Consider the following 11,457-nt stretch of genomic DNA (forward strand, 5'->3'; position numbering starts at 1 on the left):
TCGTTGTCGTTCGCCGGTAAATGAGATTGCCGGAAATGTCCCGCAGTGTCGTGCTTTGACCCCCGGCCGAGGACTGAATTGAGGCGCTTTGCCGCCCGGCAGCCTTTGGCGGGAAGCGGACGGGCGGGCTATTCCTGCTGGAATTGACAGGGCCAATTTTCTGGCCTCGTCATGCCAGAAGGCAACTCGGTCCGGGCGTCCCCGCAAGCCATGTTGAGCTGCCACTGGGACAGACCCGCCGAATTGGATAGATCGAGGCCTTCGATACGGGTCAGAAAGAAAAAAGCGCCCTCAAAGTCTATCGGTGCGGTGAACTTCGCTCCTCGGAAGTCCGCCCGCGCGAGATTGGCAAACGAAAAGTGGCTGCCGCTGATATCGGCGTCATGGAACTGTGCACGCCCCAATTCCGCCTTTGTGAAGTCAACATTGACCAGATTGGCGTCCTGGAAATTCGAGCGCTGCACTTCCGCGCCCGTAAACACGGCGCCCTGCGCGTCCATATGGCTGAAGTCGGTCCTGTACGCCTCGATTTTGTCGAACCGGGCGCCTTTGGCGGTCGAGCCGGCCAGGGAAGCGCGCACAAGCGTTGCCTTCTCAAAATTTGCCGCAAGGAGATTGCTGTTCCTGAGGTCGGTCGAAGTGAAATCAACACCGAACAGGTTTGCCCCGCTCAGGTCCTGTCCTTCCAGGATGAGAAGCTTTTTGTCACACTCCTGCCAATTGACGCCAGGCGTCGCGGCTGCGTAGCAATCTTGAGCGGCGGTGGCGTTTTGCCAAGCCAATACAGTGCAAACCGCCAGAACCAAGCCGGATCCGCCGTAAGCTCTGGTTCGTCTCAAAGTCATTGTTGCTGGACCCCTCTGCTACTCGTCGACAATCAGCCTTACCACATCTGCTGACACTCGAGCCACGGTAACGACCGCCGTCACAGTTGCGCATCAACGATCCGCCGATAGCCAGCAGCAGCTTGCGGAACTCATCGAGAGGTGGGGAAAGGCTTTGACGGCAGAGCGCTTTTTCGCGGATGCGATCACAAAAAAAAGAGTTCGGCGTAAGCCGTGAGTTATTGGTGGGCCCGGAGGGCGAACGGAAATTGTTGATTTTGCTGAATTTGGTTGGCCAAAATCTGAAACGTTCCCGTGTCATTCCGTATGCTCCCGCGACCCCAAACTGCCGACCATAGCTGACCTCGTTTTGCAAACGTTGGGAGATAGGGTCCAGAACCGCGGAAATGGGGGCGGTTGCAGATCGGCAGCTGTGGCAACAGCGCGCGACCAGCTGACGGTCTAGCGCCTCGATATGGCCGATGAGACTCGGGAAGTAACAAACAAGCGGCAGCTTGCAGGCAGTTGTGATCGGTGGAATGGATTTACGTCGAGGCGCCGGACCAGGACGGGCTCACTTGCCTCGAAGTTCAGCCTGTTGGAATGGCGCGGAGGAACGAGTAGTGGTATCTAACGAGCCGGCGGCCTCGATGTTTGACCGCTCGTCCTGCAACTCTCGTATGTCGTCCCGCAAAGTGGTGGCGCAACTGACCACTTCGTTCCGCATTGTTTAAACAGCGTATGACTCAATTACAGTAAATTTTTTTCTGAGCTGCGAAAAGGCCGACACTAACCGTCAAAAAAATTGCGCTTTTGATTTTAACGGAAAATCGCCGCAAGAAATATTTGGGGTTTCACTAGCTATCGGGATCAATCGAGCGATTTTTGGACCTTGCAGCATTCGATGGCCTACCGAACCGCCTCAAAAAGTACCGTCACCTCTTCGGTTGACCCAGTCGTTGATCGGCCGTCATACGAGCCCTATGCTGGCACGCTGGCCAGTGAAGCAGTCGTCGGCGTTTATTCGCCGGCTCAGGGATTTATGCCCACGCTTCAGGTCGAAGAAAGGCAGGGGTGTCCGTTCCAGGCTCTTGGCAAGCGGGCTAAGATTATCCTGCCGATTGTAGCTGCCAACCAAGATGTTGTCGGTCACCTCGCTGAAAAAGTACACCCAGAAATAGTCAAGCCATCAGGAGCAAATAGGTCATAAGGTGGCCTTGCAGTCCTCCTTCCCGGAGCGGTTTCGCTTGCCTGTTCAAACTCGGACGGCTGTTACTCCAAAACCGCAGTGGGTATTTTATGTGCCATTTTTGCGACATTCTATAGAATTTTGCTTGAATTCAGCGTTTTAGCGGTCACTAAATCAATAAGTGCTCCCATGTTTTGCAAATTTGTGAACAATCACGGTTGAGTTGTAACGCCTGGCAATAATGGCGCAGGGGAACGTTGGGGTGGGGTGAAATGAATACGACATCTATGTCGGCGATAGGCAAGCGCCTCGGCCTGCTGACGACGGTCGCCATATTGAGTTGTGGGAATGCTCACGCGCTCACTCTCCAGGAGGCGATGGCGGTTGCGGTGGAGTCCAACCCCGAAATTGGCCAAGCGATCGAAAACCGCGAAGCAATCGAATTCGAGCTACGCCAAGCGAAGGGACTTTATCTTCCCAGCGTCGATGTCGAGGCGTCGGCGGGGGTTCGTCGTCTCGACAATTCCTCCCGGCGTTCGCTGTCCATAGAGGATGACGCGCTCTATCCGGCGGAAGCCGACGTCGTTGTCACGCAGACGCTTTATGACAGCGGCGCAAGGCGGGCGGAACTGAACCGTCAGGCGTCGCGGGTCGACGGCGCATCGTTCCGGGTGCTGGAACGGTCTGAATTCATTGGACTGTCTGTCGTCCAGGACTATCTCGAATACATGCTGCAGGCTTCGATCGTTTCGGAAGCGAAGAAGAATCTGGGCTTTCACCAGGCAATCCTCGGCGACATCCGGCAAGGTATTGCAGGCGGCGCGTTGAACGAGGCTGATCGCCAGCAGGCCGAGGAGCGGCTGTTCGCTGCCAAGGCACGTATGCAGGAGGCGACCGAAGAACTGGAGGCTTCCAAGATACGGTTCTTCAAGACGGTCGGTAAGCCGCTGACCAACGCGTCAAGGCCAGGCGATGTCTCGAGCGCGCTGCCAAGGTCGCTCGACGACGCGCTAGGGCTGGCGCGACAGAACAATCCGCGCGTCCACATGGCCAACAGCGATATCGACGCCGCCGCCTCCCTGGTGGATGCGGCGCGGGCGAAATTCGGGCCCTCCGTCATCGCCGAAGGCCGCGCCCGCGGCGGCTATGACATCGACGGCGACGATGGCGACGCCAGCGACCTGCAGGCGCGGCTGGTGCTGCGCTGGAACCTCTATCGCGGCGGCATCGACAAAGCCAACGAGCAAGAGCAGGTCCGCCGCACCAGCGAGCAGCGCCTTGTGCTGCACCAGGTTCTGCGCGAGATCGAGGAAGCCGTCCGTACGTCATGGGATCGCCGCTTCCGGCAGGCCGATCTGGCAAAGACATTGAAGCTTCAGGCTGCCGCCAACGAAAGGCTGGTGGCGTCCTATCGCGAGCAGTTCAAGGTCGGACAGCGCTCGCTGCTCGATGTGCTCGACGCGCAGAACACGCGGTTCAACACAGCTACGCTTGCCGACACCGCATCCTACGCGTCGCTTTTCGCGCAGTACCGGCTGCTGGCGGCAACCGGGCAGTTGCTGAAGACCATGAATCTTCAGCCGGCAAAACAGGCCACCGCCTATGCCAAGGCCGAGTTCAATGCGCCTGAAACGGCCGACACCGAAACGTATGCGCGCACGCCGTCGGAGCAGACGAACGATCTGCCTTTCGACATCCTCGCACCGGTAAGAAAGAAGTAGGAAGGTCAAGGACGAACGATAGTCCTGCGGGCCGATCGTGAACCCACAACCCAAAATCCTCTCCCCAAAAGAGGCGTTCAAGGCCTGCTTCTCCGCTGTTGCCGGGTACCTCGGCAGGCCGAGTTCCGAGACCGTGCTGTTTGCCGGCGTGCCGCTGTCAGACACCCGCATCGATATCGACGCCATCCGGCATCTTGCCGAACGCATCGGTCTTGAAATCACGGAATTCAGCCATCGCGACTTTCTTCGCGGACGCATCGACCTTCCCGCCATTCTGTTTCGCGTCAGCCAGTTGCCGGTTGCGCTGCTTGCCCAGACCGAGGACGGTGGATTTACGACCGCTCCCCAGGAAGACGGGCGCACGACAATCAGCAAATCCGAGTTTTCCGGAAGTTATATTAGTGGCGGCGTTTCGTTCTCGATAACCTATGCCAACGCAGTAGAGGCGATGAGCGTCGGTTCGGCGGCCAAGATCGAGCGGCGACATTGGCTGACCGGCACGATGGGGCCGTTCTGGCGCACCTATTCGAAGGTCATCCTGTCGGCGGTATTCATCAATCTGCTGGCTCTTGCCTCACCGATCTTCACCATGAACGTCTACGACAGGATCTTGCCGAACAAGGCGATATCGACGCTCTGGGTGCTGTCGATCGGGATCGGCGCGGTCATTCTGTTCGACCTGCTCTTGAAGACCGCCAGAGCGTCACTGATCGACTATGCCGGGCGCAAGGCCGATCTTCGCATCTCCTATATGCTGTTCGAGAAGGTGCTGAATTCGTCCTTGTCGGCAAGGCCCGGCTCAACCGGCGAATATGCAAATCGGGTGACCCAGTACGAGTTCGTGCGCGAGTTTTTCACGTCGAACACCATCAGCGTCTTCATCGACACAGCCTTCGTCTTCGTCTTTCTTCTTGTCATCTATGCGATAGGCGGTTGGCTGGTCGTCATACCGGCCATTGCCTTTGTCGCCTCGGTGATCGTCGGGCTGATCACGCAACGGCGCATCGGCAAACGCGTTGCCGCTTCTATGAACGAGGCTTCGCAGCGCCAGGCCCTGCTGGTGGAATCCATCTCCACGCTGGAAACGATCAAATCGCTGCGCGCAGAGGCTTACCTTCTGCGAAAATGGGCGGAGCATTCCAAGAACGCATCCAACACGTCCGAGAAGATCAAACAGCTTTCGGCTGCCGCCGGCAACATAACCCAAGCCATCCAGCAGATGGTCACCGTCGCTTTGATCGTGGCCGGCGCCTATGCCTTTTCGGAAGGGCATGTCTCGACCGGCGCCATCATCGGCACCGTCATGCTGGCAGGCCGGGCGGTGGCCCCGCTTGGGCAGATTGCGATCACCTTGTCCAGACTTCGCCAGGCGATGCTGTCCCTGCGAATGGTGAATTCGATCATGGCGCAGCCTGAGGATCGGCCGGACACGGTTGGTTTCGTCAACCGCCCCATTCGCAACGGTGCAATGGCATTCAGGAATGTTGGCTTTGTCTACCCGGGTTCCGAAAACGAAGTGCTGACCGGCCTGAATTTCTCGGTGAAGCCCGGTGAGCGGATTGGCATCATCGGCCGCATAGGCTCGGGAAAGACGACCATGGGGAGGCTGATCGGCAGGCTTTTCCTGCCGACCTCCGGCGAGCTGCTGCTGGACGGGATCGACATCCGCCAATACCACCCATCGGAGGTTCGCGCCGCGGTCGGGATCGTCGCGCAAGCCAACGATCTATTTTCCGGCACCATCAAGGAAAATCTCCTGATGGCGTGCCCGGAGGCGACCGATGAGCAGATCGTCGAGGCGGCCAAGGCTGCCGGCGTCGACGACTTCGTCTCCCGCCATCCGCGAGGCTACGACATGAATGTCGGCGAGCGCGGCACCAATCTCTCGGGCGGTCAGAGGCAGACAATGGCAATTGCCCGCCTGTTGCTGACCAAACCGAAAATCGTGTTCCTGGACGAGCCGTCCGGCTCGATGGATCTGGCTTCCGAGCGCCAGCTGATCAAGCAGCTCAAAGTGGCTTTCGATCGCAACACGACCCTGATCGTATCGACGCACCGCTTCAGCATGCTCGAGCTGGCCGACCGCCTGATCGTCATCGAGCAGGGCAAGATCGTTGCCGATGGACCGAAAGACCAAGTGATACAAGCGCTGCAGAAAACAAGCGCCTGACGAACAGAATTATGCGTGAACACAGCACGTTGGGACGTGGTAAATGCTAGCCAGGGAAGACCGTCCGCCGCTTTTTGCGTCGGCTTCGATATTCATTATCGGAGCGCTTTTTGCGAGTTCGGTGGCCTGGGCATCCTTCGCCGAGGTCGATGAAATCGCACGCGGCGACGGCAAGATCATACCGGCGTCGAAGACCCAGATCATCCAGGCCAGCGAGCCGGGCGTGGTTCAGGAAATCGCCGTGACGATCGGTCAGGTCGTCAAGAAGAATGACCTCATCATTCGTCTCGACAACACCTTCAACACTTCCAGCCTTGGCGAGCAGCAGGCCAAGGCGCGGGCGCTGCAGACGCGCATTGCACGGCTCCAATTCGAACAGACCGGCAGCCTCGAGGGCGCGTTTCCCTGTCCGCCCGAGATCCAGAAGGTGGCGCCGGAAATCTGCGACAACGAGCAGAAGCTGCTAATCGCGCGGCGCGACAACTTCGAAGTCAAACTGTCGGTTCTAAAGTCGCGGCTCGATCAGCGTGAGAAGGAACTCGACGAAGCCAACGCCAATGCCGATCGCCTCACCAAGAACCTGGCCGTCAGCGACCAGGAGGCGAAGCTGGTCGAAGCGATGGTCAAGAAAGGCCTGATGGCGCGAACCGAGCAGCTCCGCGTCGAGCGCGAGCAGACCGAGCTCAATGGTCAGCTGACGCTTGCCGGAGAGACCATCAAGAAAGCCAGGTCTGCCATCACGGAAGCCAAGCTTCAGGTCGACGAACTTGGCCTGCAGCTGCAACAGGAAGCGCTCAGCGATCTGACGCAGGCGCTGGCCGATCTCTCGGTGGTGGACGAGACGATACGCGGTGCCACCGACAAGGTGGCGCGTACCGATATCCGTTCGCCTGTCGATGGTATCGTCAACACGCTTGACATCAATACGGTCGGCGCCTTCGTCCAGCCCGGCGCGGTCGTCGCGGGTATCGTGCCGACGTCCGAGACCCTGCTGGTCGAAGCCCGGGTCTCACCGCGGGACGTCGCCTTCATCCGGCCGGGCCAGGATGCCCTGATCAAGGTGACCGCCTATGACTTCTCGATCTTCGGCGGCATCGAAGGCAAGGTGTCGAACATCACTGCCGACAGCCTTGTCGACCAGAAGACCGGCGAACCGTACTATCAGGTGCGTGTCGCCACCGACAAATCGACCCTGACACGCGACGGCAAGACCTATTCGATCATCCCCGGCATGATCTGTTCGGTCGACATCAAGACCGGACGCAAAACGATTCTCACCTACCTTATGAAGCCGATCAACAAGGCGCGAGAGGAGGCAATGAGTGAGCGATAGCGCGGTCTCCCTTCCTGCCGATCGCGACCGGCTGCTGCCACCGCTGGCGGCAGAGGATTTCGGACTGGAGTTCCGGGTTGTGGCGCGTGGCGGCATGCGCCGCGGCATTCGTCTGGAACGGGCGTTCTGGACATCGCTGAAGCAGATGGCGGAAAGCCGCAAATGCACGATCGGCACACTGATCGAGGAAATTGCAGAGAGCCACGCCAACGCCGGAAACCTGACATCGGCAATTCGCGTAGCCTGCATGCGTGGATTGGCCGACCAAAACCTCACCTTGCAGAGGCTCGCGTCGATCAAGACCATCAGCGCCATTCTCGTCGCCTGTCCCTCGCCGGCCTTTGCCCTGGCATCGTCGAAGAAGATCCTGACCTTCAATGCGCCGTTCCAGCAACTGGTGCGGCGGCAATTGCCGGTGGCGCCGAACGAGGACGCGCGCCAGGATCTCAAGCTGGCGCTGGACCTCAATGTCGCCGACATATTCGCCAGGCTCGACGCCAATGGCGAGACGCCGGTCGCGACCGGTTTCGTCATAGGCGCCGGCGACCGCCGCTACCGCGGTCAACTGAGCGCGGTGCGGGCGCCGGTGGTCGAGCCGGAACTGCTGATGGCGTTCGTCTTCGGCGGCTAGAGCAATTCCGGGAAAAGTGTGAGCGGTTTCCGTGGAAAATTGCGTCAAACAAGAGATAGAGCGCTCAAGACTCTCTGATGGGAGCTTACGGCTGCACACCTTCACCAGGCGCGACCGTCGAAAGGCCGCCCTTGATATCGGCTATTTGAGCAGAACCGGTCTTCGCGCCATGGATCCACGCGCGATCCGTGCTGAACGAATAGAGCGGTACGTAGGTCGGCAGGTCTGTGTCGCGCGAAACGACGTTGCTCAGGCTGTCGAGAATGAAGACGCCGCTGCCGGTGCTGACCGATAGCACGGCATGAAAGAAACCGCGCTTGCGATCCTGCAAGACGACCAGCGACATGCTCTGCGCCGGGATGCCTGCATGCAGCAGCGCGGCCATCTTGAGGATGGCGAAATCCTCGCAGTCCCCTGCCCGCCGCTCAAGGATTTCCGCGGGCTTGGCCCAGTAGTCGAGCCTGCCGTAAACCGCGCTATCCTTCTTGTAGGCGATGGCGCGATTTATACTTGAGTTGACGAAGGACAACTTATCGATGAAGCGCTTGTTCCCGGCTGCCTTGACGATCTCGGCAAAGGCGCTGTTCTTGCGTTCGCACGCGCTGCTCGCGGTACAGTCGACAATTGCCTTGTAGACCGGCGCCCAGCGCGCCGAAACCGGGAAATTGCGCATCGACAGGGCAACAGAACCGAACACGCCGGGAATGATCGCCGCCGTCTGGATCGGGTCGATCCCGGCGGCGGGCGGCGCGATCGAAGAACCACGCTTTTCATCAACGGCAACAGGACCATAGCTGCTGAAAATCATGCCGATCCAGTAGGCTGAAACCGGCTGCCATGGCGGCCGAGCCAGCGAAACGCCGCCGAGACTGGAAGGGGTTTCGACCGCCGCCAGAACTCCAGCGGCAGCGCCGGCATTCACGGTAATTGCTTTCGCGGATGATGGCTGCGGCAGGCTTGTGATCGCCATTGCCAGCAGGATGAGCCTGAGCCCGGTTATTCCCAGGGCAGATTTTTCTTTTTTCATAACGCCCACCTCTTGACTGTGGACGGTATCAATCTTGTCTCAAATTACTGGAAAGGAAGGTGGATAAGCTTCCTTCAATCGGGAACACCCATTTTGTGTAAAGTTTTATTCAAATTTATACTTCTGTTTACCAATCCAGCTCAGCCGGCGGATATCAAACGAAGCGCGGCGCGGCCAATGTATATCAGATTATATCTTCCGGGTTTACCACACGTAAAAAATGCCGAGACTTGCATATCGGGATATATGAAATTGATTGCGGGACAGTTGCAAAGCAGAAGTCGTCACTGTCTCTATCCGGGAAATGCCGGAGGGGTTTGGCGATGACGACGAGTAACGATTTGGATACCGTCTCGAATTCTTGGGACGAGCACTCTTCACATGAACATGGCGGCTCGCCATCGCAGGCAGGCATCCAGGTAGCGCAGGCCGCTCAGGCGGCGCCTGCCGAGCCGGTGCCGGTCGATGTCGGCAGTGGCGCACCCGTTCAGCCGGCAGCACCCGCGGAGGCGAAAGCGCCGGCGGCAGCCGCGCCGCATGAATACGTGGCCGACGCCAGCAACATCGTGAAACTTCCGGCGGACGTCTCCATCGACAACATCAAGGTCGACGGCCACAATCTGTTGCTGGAACAGGCCGACGGTTCAGTCATCCTCATCAAGGATGGCGCGCTCAACGTGCCGACCTTCATCATCGGTGATGTCGAAGTTCCGCGCGTGGCCTTGCTGGCCGCTCTTGAAGCGAGCCACGTCGATGTCGCCTTCGGTGCCGATGGTTCGATCTCGGCCGGCCCCGGAGGCTCGAACCCAAGCGCAGGCGCAGACTTCTCGGTTCCCCCAGGCGGCATCGGCGACGGCTTCGATCTTTCCGCATTGTTGCCGCCGACAGACCTGGCGTTCGGCCAGCCGGATCATCGCGAGCTGTTCCCAAGCCTGCGGCCGGATTCCACACCGTCGATCATCGACCTGACGCCTTCCGTCGAGGGCGGCGACACCATCGTCAATGAAAAGGGCCTGCCGGAAAGCCCTGGGCCGGAAGGTTCGGGCGAAGCGTCGGCGCCAGGCGTTGACGGCGACATCTCCGAACACAACACCGGCACCTTCACCATCGCCTCTCCCGACGGTGTCGGCTCGCTGACCATCGCCGGCCAGGTGATTTCGGGCGCGGCTCTTGCCAACAGCGCATCGACGCCGATCGACATCATCACGCCGCTCGGCAACACGCTGACCGTCAACGGCTACGACGCCAGCACAGGCCAGGTGAGCTACAGCTACACGCTCGTCCATAGCGCGACTCACCCCGACGCGGGGACAGATTCCATCTTCGACGACATGACGGTGACGGTTACCGACACCGACGGAGACGTGTCCCTTCCGGGCACGCTGTCCGTTCAGATCGTCGACGACGTGCCGACGGCGCATGATGAGGCCTCGCAGTCGATTGCGGAAGGTGCCCCGGCGCTGACGGGCACGCTGGACTTCGTCGCCGGCGCCGACGGCGCGACGGTGACGCATATCAACGGCACGGCGCTGATCTTCGATGCCGGCACGGGTTATTCGCAGTTGATCGACATCGGCGCGGGCACCATCCAGGTGAAGGCGGACGGGTCCTACTCGTTCACGCCGGACGCTTCGGTGGATAACAGTTCCGGTCCGGTAGCTGTTAACGCGACCTACACTGTGACGGACGGCGATCTCGACACGTCGACGGCCAACATCGCCTTCACAATCACGGACGGCGCGGCCCCGGTTGCCGGCGCTCCGATCACGCTGGCGCTTGACGACCAGAACCTGAGTGACGGCTCGACGCCGGCCGGCGCTGACTTCGCCTCGAACTCGATCACCTTCACGCCGGGCTCGGATGCGATGGCCTCGATCGCCTTTGGCACCGACCTGAGCGGGTTGAACACCGCCAACTTGACCTGGACCCGGGTGTCGGACACCCAGGTCGTCGGCAATGACGGCGCCGTGACTGTGGTGACGCTGGATCTGGCGGTTGCCAACAATGTGGCAACGGTGACGGCGACGCTGAACAACAATTACGATGCCCATCCTAGCATTAACGCCGACGACCTAGTCGATCTGGGCCATCTCGGCGTGGTTGCCACCGACACCGACGGCACCCAGGCGACAGGCACGGTCAACGTGACGGTGTCCGATGACGTGCCGACCGCGGTTGCCGACATCGACAGCATCGGGGCCGGCCTGTTCGGCCCGGCCACCGGCAATGTGCTGGTTGGCGGAACCGATGCCCTCGACGGCAACACGACCGACGGGGTTGCCGATACCAAGGGCGCCGACGGCGCTGCCGTGGTCGGCGTCGTCGCCGGCGACACCAATGCCGCCCTCGACAATACCGCAACACTCGGCGTGCAGATCCAGGGTCTCTACGGCAAGCTGACGCTGGCCGCCGACGGCACCTACACCTATACCCGCGATGCCGGCTCCGCCGGTGGCCATGACGACGTCTTCACCTACACCATCAAGGACGGCGACGGCGACACCTCGCACACCACGCTGACCATCTCGATCGGCAACTCGCCGCCGGTGATCACCGACCTGA

General features: G+C 59.9%; 8 protein-coding genes. 6 read left to right on the forward strand and 2 right to left on the reverse strand.

The genetic code is table 11. The features are described 5' to 3' along the window. Positions 1-128 precede the first annotated feature (128 nt). Complete coding sequence (locus NKH22_RS09165) at positions 129-845, reverse strand: pentapeptide repeat-containing protein (RefSeq protein WP_023691463.1); 717 nt, start codon at positions 843-845, stop codon at positions 129-131. An 883-nt stretch (positions 846-1,728) separates the two neighbouring features. On the opposite strand from NKH22_RS09165, the gene NKH22_RS09170 reads away from it, so the two are divergent. The 5 genes from NKH22_RS09170 (at position 1,729) to NKH22_RS09190 (ending at position 7,868) form a co-directional block, all read left to right on the forward strand. Further along, entirely contained in the window at positions 1,729-2,034 is a 306-nt protein-coding gene (locus NKH22_RS09170; protein WP_155927121.1) for a hypothetical protein, read from the forward strand. Positions 2,035-2,285: 251 nt separating this feature from the next. Continuing rightward, a complete protein-coding gene (locus tag NKH22_RS09175) occupies positions 2,286-3,734 on the forward strand; it encodes a TolC family protein (protein WP_023681072.1) in 1,449 nt (482 codons plus the stop codon). 37 nt (positions 3,735-3,771) lie between these two features. Then, the gene (locus tag NKH22_RS09180) at positions 3,772-5,904 is read left to right on the forward strand and encodes a type I secretion system permease/ATPase (RefSeq protein WP_023691465.1); all 2,133 of its coding nucleotides are present in this window, start codon (positions 3,772-3,774) and stop codon (positions 5,902-5,904) included. A gap of 43 nt (positions 5,905-5,947) precedes the next feature. After that, positions 5,948-7,237 carry an HlyD family type I secretion periplasmic adaptor subunit gene (locus tag NKH22_RS09185; RefSeq protein WP_023691466.1) on the forward strand — a complete coding sequence of 430 codons (1,290 nt, stop codon included), beginning with the start codon at positions 5,948-5,950 and terminating at the stop codon, positions 7,235-7,237. Continuing rightward, positions 7,227-7,868 (forward strand): ribbon-helix-helix domain-containing protein, encoded by a 642-nt coding sequence (locus NKH22_RS09190; protein WP_023681069.1) that lies wholly within the window; start codon positions 7,227-7,229, stop codon positions 7,866-7,868. The genes NKH22_RS09185 and NKH22_RS09190 overlap by 11 nt, the downstream gene beginning before the upstream one ends. Before the next feature lie 85 nt (positions 7,869-7,953). Here the strand turns inward: NKH22_RS09190 and NKH22_RS09195 are convergent, their stop codons facing one another. Next, positions 7,954-8,895, reverse strand: coding sequence for a transglutaminase-like cysteine peptidase (locus NKH22_RS09195; RefSeq protein ID WP_023691467.1), 942 nt, complete (start codon positions 8,893-8,895; stop codon positions 7,954-7,956). A 323-nt stretch (positions 8,896-9,218) separates the two neighbouring features. Here NKH22_RS09195 and NKH22_RS09200 point away from each other — a divergent pair. Further along, a partial coding sequence (locus NKH22_RS09200) for an Ig-like domain-containing protein (protein ID WP_352909406.1) occupies positions 9,219-11,457 on the forward strand: 2,239 nt, incomplete at its 3' end.

Source organism: Mesorhizobium sp. M1252, assembly GCF_040318265.1.
GTDB lineage: Bacteria > Pseudomonadota > Alphaproteobacteria > Rhizobiales > Rhizobiaceae > Mesorhizobium.